Origin of the sequence: Tamlana carrageenivorans (assembly GCF_002893765.1) — a bacterium.
Taxonomy (GTDB): domain Bacteria; phylum Bacteroidota; class Bacteroidia; order Flavobacteriales; family Flavobacteriaceae; genus Pseudotamlana; species Pseudotamlana carrageenivorans.
This window is the reverse complement of the sequence record NZ_CP025938.1, coordinates 1230269-1253824: the sequence shown is the minus strand read 5'-3', so window position 1 is coordinate 1253824 and position 23556 is coordinate 1230269. Positions and strand designations below refer to the sequence as shown.

Here is a 23556-nt window from a genome sequence, read left to right as displayed (position 1 = left end):
AAAGTGAGAACATGTTGTGGTTAATAGTGCAAAGTTAAAGGATTTGATACGTGCAAATAGACTTATTCACATTAAAAGTTAACGCCATTGCTATTTGTATTTATGGCCAAACTTAGGTTTATAGTAAATCGATTTCTTGATTCACTTTTAGTCGGAAACGTTTTCTAAACAGGTAAACGCCAAAGTATAGAAATGGGGTGTCGCAAGCCGCAATAATCACTTTAAAAAGAAAACCGCTAAGTACTAAGCCTTTAAAATTTTGCCAGTCGATAATACCGAAAGAGCAGAGTAAAAAAACGATGGTAAACGTATCGATAAACTGCGAAAACCAAGTGGAAAAGTTGTTGCGTAGCCATAAATATTTGCCTAGAGTGATGCGTTTCCAGAAGTGATAAATTTGAATGTCTATAAATTGAGCAAACAAATAAGTAATCATACTGGCAAAAACCGCGATAGACGTATTGCCAAATACCGTATTAAACATTTTATCGTCTACGTAAGACCATGAGGTTGCTGGTACCAAGCTGGATACATAAATGATTAAAAGCGAAAAGAGGGAAGCGAATATACCAACCACAACAATATCGTTGGCACGCTTTTTACCATAAATTTCACTAATTAAATCGGTTATAAGAAAGGTGATGGGGTAGGGTAAAATGCCGACTGAAATTTCGAATAATTTGGTATCGAAAAACGTCAAGTCAATAGGGTACCAGTAAAAAAATTTCTGAAAAATAAGATTAGAAACAACCAAGGAGGTGATAAATAACCCACCCAAAAGCATGTAAATACGTTGGGCGGCAAGTTTATCTCTTAAAGTCATAAGGTAATTGTGAATAAATAGCTGTTGTAAAGATAAAGTATTAAAAATTGTTTTAGTTATTTTGTCGATTCTATGCTGAAATCAACCACATATTATATTGCTTTAGGTAGTAATAAAGGCGATAAGTTTAAAAATTTGCAAGATGCTGTTCAGGCTATTTTCGAGCAAATAGGGCATGTATGGTCTATTTCTAAGGTGTATAAATCGCCAGCTTTCGGATTTGAAAGTGAGGATTTTTTAAACTGTTGTTTGGTGTTGCAAAGTGAATTTAGCCCTGAAAAGGTTTTAGACTTGCTTTTAGGCATTGAAATTTCATTAGGGCGGGTGCGCACCCAGAAAAATGGTTATGAAGCACGGGTAATTGATTTGGATATTGTTTTAGCTGAAGCTGAAGTTATACAAACCGAGAAATTACAAATACCACATCCGGAAATGCAAAAACGCAAGTTTGTGTTATTACCTTTAAATGATATCGCATCAAAAGTGGTACACCCTGTGTTGCAAAAAGAGATTTCAGAATTGCTACAGCATTGTGATGATGATTCGGTTTTAGAACCTTTAAATATTTGGTTGAAAAATCCGAGTAAAGCGTATCAACCTTCAAAATACGATTACATTGCTATTGAAGGGAATATTGGTTCGGGAAAAACGAGTTTAGCTACTAAAATATCTGAAGATTTTAATGCCAAGCTTGTTTTAGAGCGTTTTGCCGATAATCCTTTCTTGCCTAAATTTTATGAAGATGCGCATCGCTATGCCTTTACTTTAGAGATGTCTTTTTTGGCCGATCGTTACCAGCAGATTTCCGACGATTTAGCGCAGCTCGATTTATTTAAAGATTTTATTGTAAGTGATTATGATGTGTTTAAATCCCTTATTTTTTCTAAAATCACCTTGCAGGAAGACGAGTTTAATCTTTACAGAAAGCTGTTTTATTTGATGTATAAAGAGCTTCGAAAACCTGATTTGTATGTGTATTTGCATCAAAACACCGAGCGTTTGCAACAGAACATCAAAAAGCGGGGTCGTGAGTACGAGCAAAACATCGAAAATGCTTATTTGGAAAAAATAAATACCGGTTACCTGGAATTTTTAAAAACCCAAACCGATTTTAATGTGAAAATTATTGATGTGTCTCATCGCGATTTTGTTGAAAACCGATCGGATTATTTGTGGGTTTTAGGAGAGATTTGTAGGGTATAGTGAAATACATTTTTCAGTAATTCACAGTAATATTGTATATTTGTACTAGTTAAGTCTGCAAAACACGAAAGTCGACTCCATGTCGTTATTTTAAATTTAATTTAAAATTAGTGTTTTAGTGGGCTTATTTTATTTTTAGAGGTTAAGGGGTTTTTGCGGTTGTCATAATAATTTTTCCAACCATCATATTTTACTGTGTCGTATAAATCAATTACCAATTTTATTTGGTCTTTGATATGATTATAATATCTGATTTCTCCTCTTTCAAAAACGCGCTGAATAGACCAGCAAAAGTAATCTGCTAAATTTAATAAAGGATCTTTTGTTGGGTAATTCACATTAAAAACAACTTTGGTTTTTGATTCCTTGTTACCGTTAATTTTAGAGAACCTTTGTTTGGCTTTGAGGAATGCTAATTCTAAATTATGATTTTTTGTGCTTTTTCCACGTTCCGAAATATGCATAACAAGTTTATCATGTTTTGAAAGTTTATTTTTTAGTAGATGTGATAGTAAGTCTGCATAAAAATATTCTTCCTTTCCTTTATGTTTTGTTTCATATCGCTCGATGTCTTTTCTGCCAACCACAGCTTCAAAGCTACAGTTTATTGTTTTCATTAAATCAAACATTTCTTTTCTAATTTCGGGTAAATCATCCGTCGCATGAAGATAATAACCGGTTTTATTAATTTTCTTCAATACGCTTGGTACGTGATAAAACTCGTCACTAGTAATTTTTTGTTGAAGCTGGTTTATTTTATTACGTACTTCATCTAATGGATCTTTTACCTTTATCATGCCAAGAATAAATACTTTTGAAACACCATTTTCACCAATAATGTTTTTCTTTCCTTTTCCATAAAATGTGGTGTCACCTGCTTCATCTAAAAAGCGATGAAAATCCATTAACTTATTATTTCCCATTTTTTAATTTAAACTCTTAAAACTAAAGAAAATTCTTATAATTATGAATTTAAAGTATGGAACTATTTGATTTTATATTATTGATGATGTCTATTGCTTATTAAAATAAGACAATAGATTAGGTTTTAATTTTAAAACAAAGTAAAAAGCATCGTAACTAGGCATCCCTTACCATCATTTAAAATTTGTTTACCAAGGTGTTTGATTTCTTTAACCTTAAAATGAAAAGGAGCTGCCAAAATATCAACACCACTGTTTTTCTTGATTCGAATGCCTTGTCCAGAAATGATGTCTGAATTTGGGATGAAATCTCCCGAAGGCAGGTGTTCGGTTAAAATGATGTATTTGTAGTCGTATAGTTTGTTTAGAATATTGTGGATTTCAGTATTAGATAGGTGCTGTAAAACTTGCCTTAGGATGATACAATCGGCAGGGGGTAATGCATCTTTTGAAATGTCTAAACATTGAAAACTTACTTTTTCTGAAGGGTAACGCTTTTTGTTTCTGTTGATGAGGTTTTCAACAATATCAATAGCATTATAGTGCTTTGTAAAAGGTAACAGTTGTTTACCGATATTAAAATCGCCACAGCCTAAGTCGCAAACGATTAAATTGTTATTGTGGGTTTTTAAAAAATGGGTGACTGCACTTAAATAAGGTATGGTGATTTCGGGATCATGGGATCCAGAACCAGAGTAAAAATCATGGTCGTTGCCACCCCAAAGATGACGTTCGTAAATTTGATCCATTACGGCTTTTGTGGGCCAGGGTTGTTTGTTTTTTTTAGTCACTACAATGCTTTCAGCTTACTAAAAATATCCCATACCACAATACCACAACTCACCGATATGTTTAAAGAATGTTTGGTGCCAAACTGCGGAATTTCAATAATAGCATCACTAGCTGAGACTACATCTTGGGAAACACCTTTAACTTCATTTCCAAAAACAAGCGCGTATTTGGTGTTGTTTTCAACAGTGAAATCATTTAACATGGTGGCGTTTTCAGCCTGCTCTATTGAAGCGACTTTGATGCCTTCAGTTTTTAATTTTTCAATTAAATCGATGGTGTTTTCAACATATTCCCAAGCTACGGTTTCTGTGCTTCCTAGTGCGGTTTTATGAATATCTTTATGAGGTGGTTTTGCCGTGATTCCGCAGAGGTAAATTTTTTCAATTAAAAACGCGTCGCTGGTACGAAATACCGATCCGATATTGTTTAAGCTTCGTATGTTGTCTAGAATAATGATAATTGGTGTTTTTTTAGCTTCTTTGAAGTCCTCGACACTCAAACGATCTAATTCACTATTTTTTAATTTGCGCATTGTTTTATCTTTTTCTTCTTCCGCGAAAGCGAAAATGCTATTTTAATAAGGTAACTCACTTAAAACCTGATGTATGCAGGGTGTTATCTTATTTGTTGACATCTATTTTTAATTGTAAATAACTTGTAATGCTTCGATTTCAAAAAAAATCAAATTAACGTTACATTAGCAAACTTGTAATTTGCGCAAAAATAATATATAAAAATCATTTACCATTGAGATTTCCGTTTTCACGGAAATGAAAAAAATCAAGATGAAAAAAGCGAAAAAAGAAACCCCGTTAATGAAACAGTACAATGCGATTAAGGCAAAGTATCCCGATGCTTTATTGTTGTTTCGTGTGGGCGATTTTTATGAAACTTTTGGTTCTGATGCTGTAAAAACGGCTGGAATTTTAGGTATTATTTTAACCAAGCGTGGGGCAGGAAGCGAGAGTGAAACTGCTTTAGCAGGTTTTCCGCACCACTCCTTAAATACCTATTTACCTAAATTGGTAAAGGCTGGTGAGCGTGTGGCTATATGCGATCAGTTGGAAGACCCAAAGCAAACAAAAACCATTGTAAAACGCGGCGTTACCGAACTGGTTACCCCTGGTGTGGCGCTTAATGATGAGGTTTTAGTTTCGAAATCGAATAACTTTTTATGTTCGGTTTATTTTGATAAAAAGCATATAGGCGTTTCATTTTTAGATATTTCTACGGGCGAGTTTTTAACCTCACAAGGGAATGCCGAGTATATCGATAAACTGCTTCAGAATTTTAGTCCGAGTGAAGTTTTAGTCTCCAAGCAAAAACGCGGTTTGTTTGCCGAGACCTTTGGCAACGATTTTCATACGTTTTATTTAGAAGATTGGGTGTATCAAAGCGATTATGCCTACGAAACCTTAATAAAACATTTCGATACGAAAACGCTTAAAGGCTTTGGTGTTGAAGAGCTTCATGAAGGGATTATCGCTTCGGGGTCTATTTTGCATTATTTAGGAGAAACCCAGCACAAAAAGTTGCAACATATCACGTCGATATCGCGTATCGCGGAAGATGATTATGTTTGGATGGATCGTTTTACCATTAGAAATTTAGAGCTTTACAACTCCACCAACAATAATGCGGTAACGCTTTTAAATGTCATTGATAAAACCATTTCGCCTATGGGTGGAAGGCTACTTAAGCGTTGGTTAGCATTGCCTTTAAAAAATATTGAGAAGATTAAAAGCAGGCATGAGGTGGTTAGTTTTCTAACGAAGGAAGACAGCGTACTTCAAAAAATTCAAAATCACATTAAACATATTGGTGATTTAGAGCGCTTAATTTCTAAAATTGCTACAGGTAAGGTGAATCCGCGTGAGGTTATTCAGCTTAAAAATTCACTTGAAGCGATAGTACCCATAAAGAAGTTGGCGTCTGATTGCGATAACGAATCTCTGAAAATTATAGGAGATACCTTGCAGAGCTGTGATGTGCTTCGAGATAAAATTAAAAAGACTTTAAACGAAGAGGCTCCGGTAAATTTATTGAAAGGGCGTACCATTGCTGATGGTTTTTCAGAAGAGTTGGACGAGCTTCGAAATTTGTCTAAATCAGGGAAAGATTATTTAGATGCCATGCTAGAGCGTGAAAGCGAGCGCACAGGCATAACTTCTTTAAAAATTGCCTCGAATAATGTGTTTGGTTACTATATTGAAGTTAGAAACACGCATAAAGATAAAGTACCGGCCGAGTGGATTAGGAAGCAAACGTTAGTGAATGCCGAACGATACATTACCGAAGAGCTTAAAGAGTACGAAGCTAAAATTCTAGGTGCCGAGGACCGTATTCAAGCTATAGAACAACAATTGTTTTCCGATTTAGTGGTTTGGATGAATCAATACATTAAACCGGTGCAGCAAAATGCGTATTTGGTTGGGCAACTGGATTGTTTATGTGGCTTTTCACAATTGGCAAAAGACAATAATTACATTTACCCCACCATTGATACCTCTTATGATTTAGAGATTACCGATGGGCGTCACCCTGTTATTGAAAAACAACTGCCTATAGGTGAAGCTTATATCGCGAATAATGTTTTTCTCGACCGCGAGTCGCAGCAAATTATAATGATAACCGGACCTAATATGTCGGGTAAATCGGCGATTTTAAGACAAACAGCACTTATAGTGTTGTTGGCTCAAATAGGAAGTTTTGTGCCTGCAAAAGCGGCGAAAATTGGGGTGGTTGATAAGATTTTTACCCGTGTGGGGGCTAGTGATAATATTTCTATGGGAGAATCGACATTCATGGTAGAGATGAATGAAACGGCTTCTATCCTTAATAATATATCCAATCGTAGCTTGGTACTGCTCGACGAAATTGGTCGTGGAACCAGTACTTACGATGGTATTTCTATCGCTTGGGCCATTAGCGAATATTTACACGAACATCCGGCAAAGCCTAAAACACTCTTTGCTACGCATTATCATGAACTTAATGAAATGTGTGAAACCTTTGGGCGTATCAAAAACTTTAATGTATCGGTAAAAGAGTTAAAGGATAATGTACTTTTCTTAAGAAAACTGGTTGAAGGTGGTAGCGAGCATAGTTTTGGTATTCATGTGGCTAAAATGGCTGGTATGCCACAGCAAGTTTTACATCGTGCAAACAAAATTTTAAAGAAATTAGAGAAGTCACATTCTAGTGAGGAACTTACTGATAAAGTGAAATCGATTGATGATGATATGCAGCTCAGTTTTTTCAATTTAGACGACCCTTTATTGGAAAATATCAAGGAAGAAATTTTAGAAACTGATATTGATACACTTACGCCTGTTGAAGCGCTTATGAAGCTCAATGAAATTAAGCGTATGCTGGTAAAGAAAAAATAATACCATTTTTACCATAAAATGAGTCATTAAAATTTGTTCTTTTTCGTTTATACTTCAAAATAAAACGTAACCGTAGCTATGGCTATGCTTAAGTTTTCTTTTTCGCCTAAACAAAAAATTCCTGCTTTTTATTTGAGTCATTTTAAAGTAGAAATGGTATAAGCTTAAAATAATTTGAAAAATTTTTAAAAAAGGCTTTGGTATTTGTTTAAAAGTATTAAATTTGCACCCGCAATAGCAATGTTGCACGTTCATAAAAAGACTGCGAAAGTAGCTCAGGGGTAGAGCATCACCTTGCCAAGGTGAGGGTCGCGGGTTCAAATCCCGTCTTTCGCTCTGAAACTTTCTTAAAAATATTCCAATGCTGAAGTGGTGGAATTGGTAGACACGTTGGACTTAAAATCCAATGTCCATTAGGACGTACGGGTTCAAGTCCCGTCTTCAGTACTAAACGGGAATAATCAGAGAAATCTGTTTTATTCCCGTTTTTTTTATGCTTATTTTTTGCTGATAATGAAGGGATTACGCTGAAAATTGAATTTATTCTGGTGGTTCGATAATCGTCATTTTTGAAGTCATACAGAATCCCGTCCGGAAACACCATTTTTTGAATACTTCTCTTTACCTCTAAATCTCCAGAACCCCACAATTCAGGGAGTTTTAGGGAATATTTCAACGATAAATCAATGGCTTTTTCAAGGTTCGATAAATTAAAACCGTTGCTATACAAACTTTCCTCAATTTCGTATTTCTCAGCTTCTAGCTTTTGCTTGAACTTTCCATATTGACTTTGAGAAATTTCCTCAAAAACATATCGCTCCTCTAATCTTTCAAGTTTTGTAGCTATCTCTAAAATTTGTTTCTGCTGCACTGCCGTCTCTTGAATTTTTGATTCATGCTCCGCCTTGAAAGTATAGTACATTACTTCCTTCATTGGAGCGATGTATTTCTTATCTTGAATTTGATAGTTCTTCAAAAGGTCTGTAAACTTCTCATGCATTACTTTGGCACTTCTGTTTTCCTTTGCTCCGATACGATTATTCTTATAGTAGTAAAGACCTTTCTTTCGAACTAAATATCCTGTGTAAGGGGTGTCACAATCCGCTGAACGAACAAACTGCTTTAATGGTAGGTGATCACAATCTGCATTGCGTTTCTCTCCATATCCTCGTTTATTTAATAGCTTGTGGATCTTCAAAAATATTTCTTTTGATACCAAACCCTCATGTTTTCCTTCCACCACTTCTCCGGGAATATGTGAACTCACTACCAATCCACAATAGAATGGGTTTCTAAAAAGGTCGCTCAATTTTTTAGCGGTTACTATTAGTCCCTTCTTCGCTAATCGGTCGGAGATTTCATTGTGAGTTATATCCTCATTTGCCTTCCAAATAAAAGCGTGTCTTAATATCTCACCTTCTTCATTGATTACAACATCCTGTTCTTTTCCTTTGCCCGGGTTTAGGTTAGTATAGCCAAATGGAATGGTTCCTATCCAATATCCCTTTCTAAGCTTCTCTCGCATTCCTGAAACCGACTTGTCTCTTCTCAATTCATTATCGAATTGACTGAACATATAATATAGGTTTTGTTGAAAAGAACCTGCTGCGGTCATGGTATCAACTTCCTGAGTTGCAGAAAATGTTACGATACCTTGTTGCTTTAACTGATCACTTATGTAGGCTCCGTTTGCTCCTGTTCTTGAAAACCTATCGTAAGAATATACGATGATGTAGGATATGTCTTTCCTTCTTTTTACGAAAGTCAGCATCTTTTGAAACTGCTTCCTTTCGTCACTTTTGGCAGATTCGTATGTTCCACCGAAATACTCAATAACTTCAATATTTTTCCGCTTTGCGAATTCTAGGCAATACTTCTTTTGAGTTTCTAAACTGGCATTGTTTTCAGCCTGCTCTTTGGTTGATACCCTGGTGTAGATTACCGCTTTCCCATCAATATTAATCGACTGTGCTTTCGATTCTTTCGCAAATGGCTTAAAAATATCAAGGTTCTTCATCTCTTTCTTTTTTCGATATATGTTTTACAATGATTCCACAAAAACATTCAAGTGTTTCAATAACGTGTTTTGCTTCATCTTCTTCAATTTCTTCAAATCCCGGAAATGATCTTAATCTTTCCGGAGTCATTTTTTCTGCCTTTAGAATTTTCTGATACGTCTCTGCATGAGATCCATGTTTTGTTGATCGCATTTTACTTCACTTCGCCAATCTCTCATTTCTTCTGATAAGACCAGTATTTGTGATGTAGCCTGAATATTTCTCAAAGCTTTCATAATTTCTGTTTTACTACTCTATTAATATGCACCGCTTTACCGTCTTCCTGGTTAATGGAAATACTTTGGAAAGCTGCATCTCTCATAATATCAATTACCCTTTTGTCAATAGGCATTTTCTCTTCGCATTCCACTCTATCAAGTTGACCTTTGCGTTTTATTACTTTAACGCTGTGGTAGTTTTTGTCTTGAATAAAGTCCAGTGCTTTTAATTCCTTTTGCTCGACAGCAATCAAGTTTAATTCTTTTGCCAAAGAATGAATTCCCGGAAAAGCTTCCTTTATTAATTCAGCTAGATGAACAACAAAGTAGCCTACTCCTTGTAATCCCGTAATTAATTCACCATTCTTATTAAAAATGATTAGCTCAGACTTTTCATTTACTAATACATCCAATACACGACTTTCTAAATAACTAAGCCATATACCATTTTTGTTAGTTTTTTCGTTAAGCGATGATGATAATTCCTGAATGGCAGCTTCGCTTAATTGAAATTCACTTGCCTGATACTGGATTGCTCTATTAATACCATCGATAAATGAAAGGCTTACATTTTGATCAGAAGACAATAAAACACAGTCCACTTCTTTGTTTCGTAAACAAAAAAGCAATTGCTCTAATGGAGCTTGATTGGTCGCTACGTGATTATTGCTCTTCATAATCCTACTTTTTCTTTTTGTAAACCTCTATCAGTTCGCATTGAGCTTGGTACAATCGCTCATCCTTTTCTTTGATTTGAGCATGTGCATCATTGAGCTGCGAAGTCATATTTGTGATTATTTTTTTTAATTCACTGACTTCGTCCTTGAATCTGCCATTCTCTTTTTCGAGCAGTTCGTACTTTTTCTGGAGTTGATGTATATGCTCCCTTAGTTCAGGTGGAGCTTGATTAATCAGTTTTTCAACATTATAGAAGTCTCCATGAACAACACCGTCATTCTTTGAGACATTCTTACCGACCATAACATCTTGATTATCTCCAGTAATAGAAGGATTGATATTCAACTCTGAATATTCGATGGGCTCCTTCTTGTTCTCAAACTTCAAGAAATAGTTAGCATTCAGGTCAAAATCGTTTACAACTTTAGTTAATTGTGTGAGCGAAGCATTCCTGTTTCCTGACTTAATCTGAGAGAAAACCGTTGGATTCTCTTCCATTATGGCGGAAAATTCACGCTGATTTTTAAGTGTATGAATCCGCATAAGATGTTCTATTGCAGACACATATCGTTCGTTCAGCATTTCTCTTGAAATTTCTTTATCAACCATAGTTTACCATTTTAATAAATTTATTTGCATTAGTTTACTATTTTAGTATATCTTTGTCGCAAATATATGTAATAATTTTTGTTTAAGGTAAACAAATTTACAAAATATTTACAACATGTTTACAAGAGAAGAAATAAAAGAGTTTAAAAATGAGCTTCCTGTTAAGGGGATTCAAATGATTAAAGGTCGCACAGGTATCTCACGTCCAACAATTTATAAGTTTTTGGAAGGTGAAGAAATACGTCTTCATTTGGCTGAAAAAATTTGGAAAGAAGGTTGGTTAGTCATTCAGGAAATGAAAGAAAAACGTGCTGAATTGAAACGACATGCGGAAGAAGTGTTAAATAAGGAATACTAATTTGCTTATGAAAGTTATACAAAATAGTAAATATCAATCCTTACTATTAGAGATAAAGGCATTGATAGAACAGATACAAGAAACAAACTCTTACAATGGTCAGACCTGCTAACATATTTTTCAAGGTTTTGACAAAAGACGGTCTCTCATTAGAGGAAGACCAAATACGTTATAGTCTTCCAAAGGGCGTGAAGGACGGAAACTGGCATAGCTTCCACTCCGAGCAAGGCTGTATGCTTTACAAAAATCCGTTACCATTCTATAAGCAAGGTTACCTCATTTATGTTGCTCATTTCGATGCGGCAGACATCACTACTACTTATCAGGAAATTATTTGGGTGAAACGATTCAGGTTGGTAAGACAAGCCACCAATCTGGACTTAAAACCCTTTGGAATATATCGAGCTATTGCTCAGGTCATTTAAATTCTATCAATATGTTGGTCATTAATTATTCAATCTCTTATAAAGCCTTAGATCAGTTCGTGGAATACCACAACGATAAAAACGAGGCGTTACCCGATAAAATTAAAGCAGGAGTACTTTTTACCGCAAAGGAAATCATTCGGATCTATGGAGCTTTCTTGATTAAGGCAAATGGCATTATGGAGCTAACGGCTGAAAATCTACCGGCTCTAAAAACAAACAACTCTCAATTAGCAGGATTGGTCAAGGTTAGCCCAAGAACCATTCAAAGACATATCATTAAACTGCAAGAAGCAGGTATTATCACAGGCAAAGAATTTTGCGGAAGTAATAGCGGATATGAGTTGTTGATAAACCCTAAAATACTGTTAGCAAGGTGTCGAAAAGACCTTTTGGAAGCCGAAAAGGAGTTGCAGGAAGCAAAACAAAAAGACCTTGAAAATCAATCAATTAAAAATGAGGGTACGACAAATTGTCCTCATACATACACTAGAAACAATAGTTACAATAAAAATAATTTATTAATAGGTGTAGATAACTCCAACGGTTCATCTTCGGATCAGAGAAGAACTAGTAACCAAAGAAATCGGAGTTCGCTATCGCTCACGGAAATTTTAAGCAAAGCAGGATACCCTACTGGAAACATTTTAACTGGAAACACCGGGGAAAAAGTTGCGAAAATTTCTAAAGATACCGGGGGAAAAGTGCGAAAGCGAGCCAATAATGAACAAAACTGGAAACAACAGGACGGTTCGGCTCGCAGCACTTCCCTTAATTTTTATGCAGAAAGCTTGTGGAAACTGGCGAAAAACCTTTTGTACAGGGATGTTTTTCTAACTGAATTTCAGGAAAATCAAGCCAAAGAGATGCTTGTCAAGTGGTATGAGCCAGTTTCCGACAAGTTTCTTTCAGGTGTGCATCAGAATTATTGCGAACGAGTTTACTTGGTCAGGGAGTATATAGCCAAGGATCCTGAAAAGCGTTTTGTCCAACTGCCGTATCGCTATTTCGATACCAACAACCCTTCCGGATTCACCGGAACTAAAAAGTGGCTTCAGAAACACTTGGAACGCAAAGAAGAAGTCCGCAAGAAGCTCATTCTCCATGCTCAAATCAAAAAATACCTGAACAACGAGAAAAAGACGGATTCCAATAGAAAATCTTCGCTTCAGGTATATCGAGAATGTGAAACTCGAATTGGCAAACTCCAAGACCAATCTCTACTTCACCTATTTCATGCAGCGGTGCTTAAACCGGAAGTTATTCATCAAATCAGATAGAAATGCTAGGAAAGAAAAAAGGAATTAAAGAGAGCCTTAAAAACTATATGGAGAATGTAACCATAGATGTTTTTGGCTACGAAAAGAAAGTGATCAGCAATGTGCACGGCTATTTTCAAGTTCAATCCAAAAACTTTCACCTCAATAAAGAGGATATGATTGTTGAAATCGGCTTGCAAAACAAACAATGCAAAGCCCGATTGATCGCAGAAAAAGAAATGCTCTACGCTATTCCCACACCTGAATTAATAGACTTTTTTGCAGGTGATGGTATGACAACAGCATTAGGTTTACAGCCTATTGTTGAGAAGCGAGTGAGTGATTATTTGCAGCATCTCGCCATTGCTCATGCTATCCCATCTGAAAAGGTCAATGCTAAAATTCAGCTTCAAGACAACCTGGTAAAGGTTTTCTTATGCCATGGTGAAAAGTACCATAGCCTTATTCCATTGAAAACATTAATAAAACAATTTAAACCATGACAGCACCCAAAGAAGGTTGGAAATTAAAAAGGGATTCCCTTTCAAAACTGCTCATCTATTTCAAAGATGGCAATGTAAGAACGCTATGGTCATTGGACTGGAAGCATAAGTATTCCAAGTTCATAGACCGGAATATCGGCTTAGCTCGATTAAGAAAAAAAGTGACTGAATATGGCACAAAAGCCGATGCAGCCATCATTTATGACAAACAAACCGGTAACGAAATAGAAAAGTATTTCGAGGGAACTCCGGTTAATAAAGACGTGAACTCATGAGAAATGTAAACGAACTATTAGAGCGATTAAACAGCTCTCTTTCCTTCGAGAAAAAATATCCTGAACTACAAGACAAAGCCGAAAAAGTACATGTGTTGTATGTTGCTCCCTGTATGAATGCTTCGGGTTATTACCGCATGATAGCACCTGCCTTGGAGCTCAACAAAACCAAGTCGCATAAAGCTATCGTAAATCAAATTCACAAATGGAATTTCAATAAGAAGCATGATGAATACGATACTCCAGTTGACGAAAGGTTAATCCGTTGGGCTGACTACATCGTATTTCCTGCCTTCTTTACAGATATTCAACCCATCATTGAAGGGATAGTTTCTATTAACGACCGTATTCAGTTTGTAATGGATATTGATTGTCATTATTTCAATTTTCCTGACTATCATCCCGGAATAAAAAAGTACCCCAAAGAGCAACTGGACAAACTACTGAAGAACCTTTCCAAAATGGATGTGATAACAGCTCCTACTAATGGCATATTGGAAGCCATTGAAGATAAGTTGGAAGTCGCTTTTGCTGATGCGGATCCGATGTTTGCTTTTGTTCCCAACTTACTTTCCAATCAAGCCTATGCCGAAGTGCCTCAAATCAACAAGAACAATGGAAAAACTGTAAGACTGGGAATCATTACCAATCCTTCACAATCGGAAGATGTTAAAAGCATTTTACCTGTTTTGCAGGAAGTATTGAAAGACCAAAATGCTGAACTCTTCATTTTTGGATGGAACGGAAAGTTGAAAGACGACAAGAGCCTTGGTGATTTACCTTTTAAGTTTGTGAAACCCGTATCTTTTTTAGAATATCCAAATAAGTTGAATAAGCTCGCTTTAGATGTAATACTTCACCCTATGACTGATCATCCATTTAACACAGAAGGAAAATCCTTTGTAAAGTATTTGGAGACTGCTGCCTTTGCAATTCCTATGATAAGTTCTTCTGTTTTTCCTTATTCTGAAATCATCAAACATGGTGAAAATGGTATGCTTGCCAAAGATGAAAATGAGTGGAAAGAGCAATTACAGAAATTGATTGCTGATGCTCAATTACGCACTGACATTGGACGAGAAGCTTTAAAGTATGCTTGGAAGAACTGGAGCTACAACCAATCTACAATGGAGATTTACAAGGAATTGTTTATTTAGAAAAAGTTGTACCGATGAAACAAGCTTTAATTTATCCCTGCAATAAATTTAATCCTTTGATAGTAAAGGCTTTAAAAGGAGTGATTGTTTACGGTCAATTTTCAATTGTACCGAGGTACAAATTGGAACCAATTATTTTTCAACTCTTCCCACTAATTTTAAACCCACAAAAGACCTTCTATAAATAATAAGGAGGTCTTTTTTCGCAGCCTGTTTGCTATATAGGCTTTGCTTTCCCTGCCTTTAGAAAGGCTTTTTATAAATAATAAAAAGACTGGATGAAGGTAGATATTTCATTTAATACAAATAAAAACGGTGTAGAGCTTCGCTTTGATGAAAAGCCGGACGAAGCGACAACCTCTCAATTAAAAGCCGTAGGTTTTAAATACAGCTACCGCCAAAATATGTGGTATGCTTCTAAGACCAATTCCATTGTAGATTTTGCAAACAACCTTAAAGTAGCTCTCGAATCGGGAGAAACAACCATTGCTATAAATATAAAGCCCTCTTTTTCTGCATCCGAAGAAAATATTGATCATAAGAATTTCAGTTATGTGAGCATTGCAGCTAAAGATGATGAAGGCAAACTGTTTTGGGAAAACTACATCGTATTTGAACCAAGTAAGAACATAGCCGAGCAATTGGTAAGTGAGTTTGCCAAAGAAACCTTTGGAGACAAGCTCCACTCCATCAACATCTATCCAAGAAACTATGTCCGTAAAGCTCGTCAGCTTTTTAAAGAAGGAAATATCATTGGAGAAAAGTCCGAACCAACGGAAGTGCAAACCAAGGAGCCAAATGCAAAGCCACTCGTTCAATCCGACCGTCCATTAAGTAAAAAGGACAAATTAGAAATTCTCAATGCCTTCGGAAAGTTTGCTCGCAAACGGCAAGCTGATTTTGGCAATTTAGAGGAAGAGGAAATGCCTTTGCTGTTTTCAGGTTGGTTGCGTGTGAATCACGCAGATTTAAGCGACCGCAAAAATGAGATTTGGGAAGAATACTATACCATTCAAAACATCCTGAATCCGGATCCTGAAAAGCCACAAATTCCACCAAAGGATTACTATTTGTTTTTCAGAAAATTCCGTGAGCAAATAAATAAGCCGATTGAAGAACCGGAAAACGAAAGCATTTCCACAGAGGCGTTTGCTTCATGGCTCGATGAAAACTATACCAATATTACCGATGCGGATAAAAAAGCCCTTACCGGAAATTACGATAACTGGTTAAAGGAAAAGGCTAAAAACTTAAAGGCATTGGAGAATTTATCCAAGCCTAAAAAGATGCAGCCATACAGTGCTATTTTCAATAAGCTGCAAAAACTCATTCCTAAACTAAATGAACATTTGGAGGCAGGTACTCCAAACGGTAAATCGGTATTGGACAGTAAAGCCTTGATGGACTTATCCTATGACTTTTTAGGTCAGGATAAAAAAGGACGTTACCTCATTGCTTTGGCTCACTATTTCAGTCAGAATGGCGATTTAGTTCCCGATCCTGATATGCAGATTCGTATTGATTTGGAACTGGAAACCGGTGAAGCCATGCACTACCAAGACCAATTTGGTTACCGACCGGTATATGTGTTTGAGGATGGTAAGGAACTGGTGAATCTCAAAGAAAAAAAAGAGCAAAACAAGTTCTTATCCGGATGGCTTAGTAATCTTTTGAACCAAGGTCATAAACTGGAATTAGAAGCAACTGAAAACAATGAAGAAGAAACTATTTCCAAACCTGAAATACCACAAGAACAGCCCAAAGATGAAGGCATTCTTGCTCATAGTGGATTAACGCCTGATGGCATATTTCAAGCATTTGATAAAGCCTACAAACAAAAGAACTACGAAGGAGCTGCCAGGGAACTGGATGTGCTTCTTATGGATATTCGCAACGGACATCACTTAGAAAGTTTTCCTGAAGCCATACTTAGGTCGCAAATGAACGGAATGCGAACACCTATGAAGAAATTGGGTTGGGCTCACTACTATCGAATCATTGATGATGAACAGTTTAAAGAAGCTCTCTCTACCAATCTTTGGGAACTCGTTCCACGGGAATACAAGCAAGTAAAAGCAATTAAACCACTTGACTGGAAAGCCGATCCGATGGATAAAGGCTTGCAAAAGATTGTGGCTTCTTTCGTTTCAAAAGACGAATACCGAACCGCCATGTTGGGGGTGAATTTTGATAAAAATGGTATTGTGGCTACCAATGGATTCAAGCTCCTTTTTATTCCTGATACCGACCATGCAGCCGAAGGCTTGTACTGTATCTCTCCCAAATGTTGGGAGGCTATTAATGTTGAAAGCAAAGACGGCACAGGACTTTCAGAAGTGGATCAGGATCGTGTGGAACAATACCGCACCCAAACTCGATACCCGGATTATTCTTCGGTTATTCCTTCTTCCTTAAATCATATTCAGCCCATAGATGTGGAAAGCCTATTGAGCTTTTTGGAAGGCATGAAACGCTCGGGATTTTTAAAGCCTGACAATTACCCTGTTTGCTTAAAAGTAGGCAACTACTTTGTTGGTTTTGCCGTGGACATTCTCATTGATTCCATTAAGGCATTATTGCATTTAGGTATCACCGAATTGGAACTAGGCGTGTTGGAAGCAACCAAAGGTTGTTTACTCGCTGAAAAAGGAAAAACAAAAGATGCTAGAGGATTACAACATCCTTTTGTGCTGATGATGCCTCTTGTTGTGGATGCCGTTTATGAGCGTGATTATCCTGATACTGGTGATGTGTATTTTGATACCGCTCTCAATGCGGTTATTACCAAAGGGATTGACGAACCCAAAGAGCAAGAATCGGAGCTTTTAAAAGATACCGAGGAAGACATTGAAATTCCTTTTACCAAACGAACCGGATATAGAGGTTCCATTCGATTAAGAACTATTCCTGAAAAAGGGTTTAGTTATGGTAATTCTTCGGGCAAAGAATTTGGTGATTTTTCAGGCTCTTCTTCTCCAAGCACACCGGTTTCTGATAAAGATATTTTCTCAACAAAAGAGAAAGCCTTAAAAGCTGCATTTGATGAACATGTAAAAACACTTGCAGCTCATATTCAAAGTAGAGATAGCATTTACAACAATGAAGAGCAAAAGCTAAAGAAGCTTAGAAAAGCTCTTGATGAACTAATTGCCTTTGCCAAAACACAAGGCATTACCATAAGTCAAATTCCTGATAAAAGTCCGGCAGCCAAAGAAGGTTCCATTGATTTTATAATGCCTGCTGCATGGAAAATGACCGATGACGAATACCCACAAAACAAAGTATTGGTATTTGGCAATCCTTACAATCAATCGAAGTTAAGAACGATATTATTAGACCGAATTGAAGCCACTTCTATTGAATCCCAATTGGAACTGGTAAAAGACATTCGCAAGCGTTTCAAGGAACGAGCTCCTATCAAACTGGAATCGTCTTCTTTGGTTACGCAAAGTAAATCCGGAGAGAAAAAGCATAAAGCAATCATTCGCAATTACCTAGATGATCTGATTCTAGACAATGAAATTTGGAAAGTCCCCGGAGCTACTTCGGGGGTACTGGAATATTTAGTTCGCTATCTACTCAACGAAAAAACGCCTGCGGTTAAATCGGAATCCAAACCCGATAAAAAGCCGAGTAATCAGCATGATTTGAATCTTCAAATTGAAGAGTTTATCGTGGAGAAAGATGCCGAAGATGAATCCTATTCGGAAGAGGATAAACAGTTTATTGCTCAATATACCGGAAGCGGTGGCTTAATCAAACAGGGAGCTTCGGGTAAAGGTGTGTTGTATGAATACTTCACTCCCGAGGTCATAGTTCAAAAAATGTGGGGCTTGGCATATAAGTTCGGCTATTCAGGTGGTGCAGTATTGGAGCCTTCTTGTGGAACAGGAAACTTTTTCAAATACGCTCCCAAAGAAGCGGAATTGGTGGGTTATGAAATTAATCCCTATTCAGTCCGCATTACAGAAATCATTTATCCGAATGCCAGTATCTATCCGCAGCCTTTTGAAACCATCTTTTTTGCAGGTAACACGCACTTGAAGGATGATTTTGGTGGAGCTAAGTATGAACTGGTTATTGGCAATCCGCCCTATGGTGAGTTTTCAGGGAAATGGGCAGGCATGGGCGAAAAGAAATGGACTGGAGCAACGGAATACGATCAGTACTTCATTACTCGTGGACTGGATTTATTACTACCCGGAGGTGTATTAGTGTTCATTATTCCAAGTGCCTTTCTAAGTAATAATTCCAAATACAACAAGCTCAAAGAAAAGGTAGCAGCCAAAGCTGATTTGGTAGATGCTTACAGGCTTCCTGCCCGAATGTTTAAAACCACCGACATCGGCACAGACATCATAGTATTCAAACGCAAAAACTAAAGACATGGCAAAAAATTCATCTATACAAGAACTGAAAAAATTAATCCAATTGGAATTACAGGAATGCGATTCCAATAAATGGCAATACGTGTGTGAAATGCAAAGCACTCCAAAAGGCTATGCCCGAATTGAGGAAATGATTATTCGCTATGTAGCTAAAGAAGGTATGCCTATTGGCTCTGCCATCGCACTCATTGAACAGGAATTAGCTCATCAAAACGCATAAGGCATGGCACAAGGATATAAAGGCTTTGCCCAAATCGCACGAGAGGCAAACAAACGATTAGAAGAACTCAAAAAACAAAAGAGCATGGATCCACTACTAGAAGAACGAGGCTTTATTGGTCCGAACGACATTACTTCTGCTGAGTACGCATGGGAAATGCGAAAAACTGAATACCAACAAATCAAGGCGATTGAAAAAACCGGTAGCCCAATGGTATTGAATCATGCAGACGGTAAACAGCATGAATACCTGATTACCGAGGCGATAAAAGCAGGCAAGGAAATTCCCGAAGAAGTATTACAGGATTATCCATGGCTCAAAGCCGAAATACAAGAACTGGAAACGGTGAAAGAAACTGAATCCATAAGCCAAACAGAGCAACCTAATTTATTGATGGGTGATGCTTGGTTTGAGCAAAACCCTACTAAAATATTGGGCGAGCAATACGAAACAACCGACCGATTTGGAAAGCCAACCACAAAGGTTAAAGGCTCTATGGACGATGTAATTGCAGGAATTGACGTGCCTTCGGTAGATGTTCCGGTAAAACATGTGGAAGCTCTTGAATCCAACATCAAAGACGATGTGGAGCATTTGGTAAAGGACAAAGTGTATAAAGAAAACATTGAGCAAGTCGTTCAAAAAACCAAAAAAGAACGAGCGGAAAAGGAACTGCAAAAAGCCATCAATCCGGATGCTCCCATGTTGGTTGCAAAGGATAATTTCTCCTTTGATGACATCATGCAGCAATACAACAAAGGACTTACCGAAGATGAGATTAGAGCGTGGGTTTGGTACAAACGCAAAACCAACGGCTACAATGATGAAACGGTGGTTTTGGCTAAGAAAAACGGTTGGTCAAAATATGTGGTTCCCTTAAACGAAGTGGGTAAACAACTGGATAAATGGCTTAAATCCGGAGTAGTTTGTTACTACAATGGCGACTATATGCCAAGCGTGCTCTATTATGCCGAAAACATCTACAAACGTCAATCGGTATTGCTGCGTGAAAAGGAAACCATCATTCAAAGCTTTGGTGAAGAGCAATATAACCGCCAATGGAAAGGACTAGAAGCGGTTAAACCACCAAAACTTACCCTAACCGATCCAAGAAAAGAAAACCGCTTGTTTATCAAGCCTACTTCTTCTTTTGGTAAAGAGATTCGTGTAGGAGCATTAACCGATGGAACCGCTTTTACAGAGTACAATTCCACCACAGGGAAATGGCAAGAAGGCACAACGGATTTATCTGATGCCTTTAAACAATGGCTCCGTAATCAACCCAAAGATGAATTTAAGAAATCCACCGCCTGGGATATTATTTCTTACTACATAGATGGCAGAACACCGCCAAGGCATTACGATAAAGAAGAAAAGCTGCGTATTCGTCAAAATGCCAAACAGGAAGGTGATACTTTCTTTGTGGAGTTTTTGGCAAAAGGACTTACTCGTGAAGACCAGTTAAAGATTGAGCAACTATGGAACGAGCGTTACAATGGCTATGTAGAAATCAACTATTTCAAAATTCCGGTAGCCTTTACTTGTTCGGCTACTTTCAAAAATAAACCACTATTTATCCGTCCGGCTCAAAGAGAAGGAATTGGATTTATCAGTGTGCATGGCTCCGGCTGTATTGCCTATGATGTGGGTGTGGGTAAAACCATGACTGCTATTTTATCCCTTGCACAAGCCTTGGAAAGCGGACAATGTAAACGTCCATTTATTGTGGTTCCCAACCAAACCTATAAAAACTGGCTATCAGAATTACGTGGTGTGGTAGAAAAAGGGCAAGTAACCCTGACTGGAGTATTGCCTCAATATCAGGTGATGGATCTCTACAACCTTGGTCGAGATTATTTAGAACCATTAATGGATGAAAACGGAACGGTGCAACCTGTTCCTGAATATTCTATTTCGGTACTCACTTATGAAGGTTTTAACCGATTAGCTTTTAATGATGATACTTGGGACACTATTGGGAATGAGCTTTTTGATATTCTCAATCAAGGAACCGAGGAAGAACGTGAAAAAGTAAAGCTCTTTGAGAAGATTGAAGAGATGATGGGACGTGGTGTGAAAGGTGGAACAGCAAACATCGAAGAGCTTGGTTTTGACTACATGGTAGTGGATGAAGCTCATGCTATGAAAAAGTCTTTTACTCAGGTAAAAGGTGAGCAACAAGGAAGTGGCAAACGAGAACGAGCTCCGTATGAAATCAAATCCGGACAGCCATCCATGACGGCTTTGCGTGGCTTTATGATTAGCCAGTACATTCTCAGAAACAACAAAATGAGAAACGTACTGCTATTAACCGCTACGCCATTTACCAATTCACCGTTAGAGATTTATTCTATGCTTGCTTTGATTGGTTATCAGCAATTGGAAAAATCAGGGGTAAAAAACATCAAGGAGTTTTTTGATACCTACATCAAAACCAGTTTAGAATTGGTAATCAATGCCAAGTTAAAACCGGAGCGAAAGGAAATCATTATGGGATTTGCCAACCTCATTGCTTTGCAATCCCTCATTTTCAAATTCATCACTTACAAAACCGGTGAAGATGCCAATATCCAACGTCCGAACAAGATTGTGTTGCCTATGGTAAACAAGCGTGAAGGCGACCAGGTTATTGCCCTTTCATCCGAAGAGCAAATCAGCACCAATTTACCACTTACGCCAACGCAAAGAGGATTTATGCAGGATGTTGAACTGTATGTAACAGGAAGAACAAGCCTCACCAATTTCTGTGTAAACCCAATGGGTATGGAAGAGGAAAGCGAGGATGTTTCCAAAGGCGATGCTATTGATGAAAGCAACATGTCGGCTGATGAAGAAGAAGGAGCAAGAATATTGCGTGGACTTTCCTTTGCAAGACAGTTGGCGTTAAGTCCATACCTCTATGCTTGTAATCCGGATAAAAATCCGAGTTATGAGCAATACGTGGATTCTTCTCCTAAGCTGAAATATGTGATGGAGTGCATCAAAAGTGTAAAACGCTTCCATGAACAAAATGGCGAAGAAATTAGCGGACAGGTAATCTATATGAATGCCGGAGTAAGTTTCTTTCCACTGATTCGTGAATACCTGATTAAGAAAATAGGTTTCAAGGATAGCGAAGTAGGCATTATCAAAAGTGGATTGAGTGCTGCAAAAAAGGAAGGCATCAAAGAGAAGTTTTTGGCAGGAACCATCAAAGTATTGATTGGAAGTGCGACTATTAAGGAAGGTATCAATTTACAGAATAAAGCTACTACACTTTACAATTGTTGGCTCGATTGGAACCCTACGGATGTAAAACAGCTCGAAGGTCGTATTTGGCGATTTGGAAACCGTTATGCCAATGTGCGAATTGTCAATCCGCTCATGGAAGACAGCGTGGATACCTTCATCTTTCAGAAGTTGGAAGAGAAAACAAGCCGTATCAATGAGATATGGTACAGAGCCGGAAAAACCAATGCCCTGAACTTGGAAGAGTTCAATCCTTCTGAATTGAAAATGGGATTGGTAACCGATCCTAAAGCTTTGGCTGAATTGCTACTTATGGAAGAGCGTGAGCAGATACAGGATGAAATTAATAGCCTAAAAAATCAGCAAAATGTACTCACCGATATAAAGTCGGCTCGTGATAATTTCAATAGCAATATTGAACACGTCAATCAGGCGGTTGAACGCTACAAGCCTCAAAAAACTACTGATAAAGATGGTAATCCGATAAAAGTGCAAGCTCGAAGCATTGAAACGGTGCTAAAAATCTATAAGGATTATTTGGAGGATGAAACCACTCAAACCACTTATCGAGATCAAAACATCTATGATACGGTGCGAAAAGCCAATGCCACTTTAAAGCGTGGATTGGAACAAGTACTGGAGCCCAAAGGCTACGACATCAATTTTGATTTTGAGCAGGTAAACGGTAGAATCAATACAGAAATTGAGGAAAAGCAACGCATTCTGGAAGAACGAACCGGAACCGAAGCGGTAAGCCAAAAGGCAGAAGAAATCATCAAAGACCGAGAACAAAAAGGCTATAAACCCAAGTCGGTTGCCGAGCGTGTGGAAGAGTTTGCTTCTCTCAATGGTAAGGTACTTACTGAGCTGATGGTCTATGGTGGTGAATCGGCAAAAGCAACCGATACCAAAAGAGCCAAGAAAGGTGAAGTATTGGAAAGTTCAGCCGATAAGCTCGATAAAATCCGGAAACTACGTGGTGCTTTCAAGCAAATGCAAGAACGCCTGCAACGCATCAAAGCCCTAAAAAAGGCTGCATAATTCATTAACA

At 37.5% G+C, this 23556-nt stretch carries 18 protein-coding genes, 2 tRNA genes and 1 pseudogene; 13 read left to right on the top strand and 8 right to left on the bottom strand.

What is annotated here, in order from left to right; genetic code table 11:
- Positions 1–118: 118 nt before the first annotated feature.
- A complete protein-coding gene (locus tag C1A40_RS05660; protein WP_102995047.1) occupies positions 119–823 on the bottom strand; it encodes a queuosine precursor transporter in 705 nt (234 codons plus the stop codon).
- A 72-nt stretch (positions 824–895) separates the two neighbouring features.
- Here C1A40_RS05660 and folK point away from each other — a divergent pair, with 72 nt between their 5' ends.
- On the top strand, positions 896–2026 hold the full coding sequence (gene folK / locus C1A40_RS05655) for a 2-amino-4-hydroxy-6-hydroxymethyldihydropteridine diphosphokinase (protein ID WP_102995046.1): 1131 nt from the start codon (positions 896–898) through the stop codon (positions 2024–2026).
- Positions 2027–2133: 107 nt separating this feature from the next.
- Here the strand turns inward: folK and C1A40_RS05650 are convergent, their stop codons facing one another.
- The 3 genes from C1A40_RS05650 to C1A40_RS05640 form a co-directional block, all read right to left on the bottom strand.
- The gene (locus C1A40_RS05650) at positions 2134–2949 is read right to left on the bottom strand and encodes a DUF3800 domain-containing protein (RefSeq protein ID WP_102995045.1); all 816 of its coding nucleotides are present in this window, start codon (positions 2947–2949) and stop codon (positions 2134–2136) included.
- Between the two features lie 131 nt (positions 2950–3080).
- Positions 3081–3698 (bottom strand): class I SAM-dependent methyltransferase, encoded by a 618-nt coding sequence (locus tag C1A40_RS05645; protein ID WP_199287746.1) that lies wholly within the window; start codon positions 3696–3698, stop codon positions 3081–3083.
- 41 nt (positions 3699–3739) lie between these two features.
- Positions 3740–4273 (bottom strand): RNA methyltransferase, encoded by a 534-nt coding sequence (locus C1A40_RS05640; RefSeq protein ID WP_102995043.1) that lies wholly within the window; start codon positions 4271–4273, stop codon positions 3740–3742.
- A gap of 253 nt (positions 4274–4526) precedes the next feature.
- Here C1A40_RS05640 and mutS point away from each other — a divergent pair, with 253 nt between their 5' ends.
- The 3 genes from mutS to C1A40_RS05625 all read left to right on the top strand — a co-directional run bounded on the left by mutS (position 4527) and on the right by C1A40_RS05625 (position 7577).
- Positions 4527–7130: a DNA mismatch repair protein MutS gene (gene mutS, locus C1A40_RS05635; protein ID WP_102997148.1), complete on the top strand. Its 2604-nt coding sequence runs from the start codon at positions 4527–4529 to the stop codon at positions 7128–7130.
- Between the two features lie 264 nt (positions 7131–7394).
- Positions 7395–7466 (top strand) — tRNA-Gly (locus tag C1A40_RS05630).
- A 27-nt stretch (positions 7467–7493) separates the two neighbouring features.
- A tRNA-Leu gene (locus C1A40_RS05625) sits at positions 7494–7577 on the top strand.
- A gap of 733 nt (positions 7578–8310) precedes the next feature.
- Here the strand turns inward: C1A40_RS05625 and C1A40_RS18765 are convergent.
- The 4 genes and pseudogenes from C1A40_RS18765 to C1A40_RS05605 all read right to left on the bottom strand — a co-directional run.
- Positions 8311–9147: pseudogene (locus C1A40_RS18765) on the bottom strand (recombinase family protein); the annotation flags it as partial.
- The gene (locus C1A40_RS05615; RefSeq protein ID WP_102995042.1) at positions 9134–9340 is read right to left on the bottom strand and encodes a hypothetical protein; all 207 of its coding nucleotides are present in this window, start codon (positions 9338–9340) and stop codon (positions 9134–9136) included. The pseudogene C1A40_RS18765 and the gene C1A40_RS05615, both read right to left, overlap by 14 nt.
- A 79-nt stretch (positions 9341–9419) precedes the next feature.
- Positions 9420–10082, bottom strand: a complete 663-nt coding sequence (locus C1A40_RS05610; protein WP_102995041.1) for a hypothetical protein — start codon at positions 10080–10082, stop codon at positions 9420–9422.
- 4 nt (positions 10083–10086) lie between these two features.
- Positions 10087–10692, bottom strand: coding sequence for a hypothetical protein (locus C1A40_RS05605; RefSeq protein WP_102995040.1), 606 nt, complete (start codon positions 10690–10692; stop codon positions 10087–10089).
- Between the two features lie 115 nt (positions 10693–10807).
- On the opposite strand from C1A40_RS05605, the gene C1A40_RS05600 reads away from it, so the two are divergent.
- The 9 genes from C1A40_RS05600 (at position 10808) to C1A40_RS05560 (ending at position 23546) form a co-directional block, all read left to right on the top strand.
- Positions 10808–11050 carry a hypothetical protein gene (locus C1A40_RS05600; protein ID WP_102995039.1) on the top strand — a complete coding sequence of 81 codons (243 nt, stop codon included), beginning with the start codon at positions 10808–10810 and terminating at the stop codon, positions 11048–11050.
- Positions 11051–11178: 128 nt separating this feature from the next.
- Positions 11179–11475 carry a hypothetical protein gene (locus C1A40_RS05595; RefSeq protein WP_158651294.1) on the top strand — a complete coding sequence of 99 codons (297 nt, stop codon included), beginning with the start codon at positions 11179–11181 and terminating at the stop codon, positions 11473–11475.
- A gap of 11 nt (positions 11476–11486) precedes the next feature.
- Positions 11487–12755: an Lrp/AsnC family transcriptional regulator gene (locus C1A40_RS05590; RefSeq protein ID WP_241910497.1), complete on the top strand. Its 1269-nt coding sequence runs from the start codon at positions 11487–11489 to the stop codon at positions 12753–12755.
- 2 nt (positions 12756–12757) lie between these two features.
- On the top strand, positions 12758–13237 hold the full coding sequence (locus tag C1A40_RS05585) for a hypothetical protein (protein ID WP_102995037.1): 480 nt from the start codon (positions 12758–12760) through the stop codon (positions 13235–13237).
- On the top strand, positions 13234–13512 hold the full coding sequence (locus tag C1A40_RS05580) for a hypothetical protein (RefSeq protein ID WP_102995036.1): 279 nt from the start codon (positions 13234–13236) through the stop codon (positions 13510–13512). Before C1A40_RS05585 ends, C1A40_RS05580 begins: the two co-directional genes overlap by 4 nt.
- Positions 13509–14669: a glycosyltransferase gene (locus C1A40_RS05575; protein WP_102995035.1), complete on the top strand. Its 1161-nt coding sequence runs from the start codon at positions 13509–13511 to the stop codon at positions 14667–14669. The genes C1A40_RS05580 and C1A40_RS05575 overlap by 4 nt, the downstream gene beginning before the upstream one ends.
- Before the next feature lie 278 nt (positions 14670–14947).
- Positions 14948–19051: a DUF6908 domain-containing protein gene (locus C1A40_RS05570; RefSeq protein WP_102995034.1), complete on the top strand. Its 4104-nt coding sequence runs from the start codon at positions 14948–14950 to the stop codon at positions 19049–19051.
- Between the two features lie 4 nt (positions 19052–19055).
- The gene (locus tag C1A40_RS05565) at positions 19056–19277 is read left to right on the top strand and encodes a hypothetical protein (RefSeq protein ID WP_102995033.1); all 222 of its coding nucleotides are present in this window, start codon (positions 19056–19058) and stop codon (positions 19275–19277) included.
- A 3-nt stretch (positions 19278–19280) separates the two neighbouring features.
- The gene (locus tag C1A40_RS05560; RefSeq protein ID WP_102995032.1) at positions 19281–23546 is read left to right on the top strand and encodes an SNF2-related protein; all 4266 of its coding nucleotides are present in this window, start codon (positions 19281–19283) and stop codon (positions 23544–23546) included.
- Positions 23547–23556 lie beyond the last annotated feature (10 nt).

Excerpts from the sequence above, each read along its gene's own strand:
- C1A40_RS05650 (WP_102995045.1), bottom strand. The coding sequence starts at position 2,949 with ATGGGAAATAATAAGTTAATGGATTTTCATCGCTTTTTAGATGAAGCA.
- C1A40_RS05645 (WP_199287746.1), bottom strand. The coding sequence starts at position 3,698 with ATGGATCAAATTTACGAACGTCATCTTTGGGGTGGCAACGACCATGAT.
- C1A40_RS05565 (WP_102995033.1), top strand. The coding sequence starts at position 19,056 with ATGGCAAAAAATTCATCTATACAAGAACTGAAAAAATTAATCCAATTG.
- C1A40_RS05605 (WP_102995040.1), bottom strand. The coding sequence starts at position 10,692 with ATGGTTGATAAAGAAATTTCAAGAGAAATGCTGAACGAACGATATGTG.
- mutS (WP_102997148.1), top strand. The coding sequence starts at position 4,527 with ATGAAAAAAGCGAAAAAAGAAACCCCGTTAATGAAACAGTACAATGCG.
- C1A40_RS05610 (WP_102995041.1), bottom strand. The coding sequence starts at position 10,082 with ATGAAGAGCAATAATCACGTAGCGACCAATCAAGCTCCATTAGAGCAA.
- C1A40_RS05590 (WP_241910497.1), top strand. The coding sequence starts at position 11,487 with ATGTTGGTCATTAATTATTCAATCTCTTATAAAGCCTTAGATCAGTTC.
- folK (WP_102995046.1), top strand. The coding sequence starts at position 896 with ATGCTGAAATCAACCACATATTATATTGCTTTAGGTAGTAATAAAGGC.
- C1A40_RS05580 (WP_102995036.1), top strand. The coding sequence starts at position 13,234 with ATGACAGCACCCAAAGAAGGTTGGAAATTAAAAAGGGATTCCCTTTCA.
- C1A40_RS05640 (WP_102995043.1), bottom strand. The coding sequence starts at position 4,273 with ATGCGCAAATTAAAAAATAGTGAATTAGATCGTTTGAGTGTCGAGGAC.
- C1A40_RS05570 (WP_102995034.1), top strand. The coding sequence starts at position 14,948 with ATGAAGGTAGATATTTCATTTAATACAAATAAAAACGGTGTAGAGCTT.
- C1A40_RS05600 (WP_102995039.1), top strand. The coding sequence starts at position 10,808 with ATGTTTACAAGAGAAGAAATAAAAGAGTTTAAAAATGAGCTTCCTGTT.
- C1A40_RS05560 (WP_102995032.1), top strand. The coding sequence starts at position 19,281 with ATGGCACAAGGATATAAAGGCTTTGCCCAAATCGCACGAGAGGCAAAC.
- C1A40_RS05575 (WP_102995035.1), top strand. The coding sequence starts at position 13,509 with ATGAGAAATGTAAACGAACTATTAGAGCGATTAAACAGCTCTCTTTCC.
- C1A40_RS05615 (WP_102995042.1), bottom strand. The coding sequence starts at position 9,340 with ATGCGATCAACAAAACATGGATCTCATGCAGAGACGTATCAGAAAATT.
- C1A40_RS05585 (WP_102995037.1), top strand. The coding sequence starts at position 12,758 with ATGCTAGGAAAGAAAAAAGGAATTAAAGAGAGCCTTAAAAACTATATG.
- C1A40_RS05660 (WP_102995047.1), bottom strand. The coding sequence starts at position 823 with ATGACTTTAAGAGATAAACTTGCCGCCCAACGTATTTACATGCTTTTG.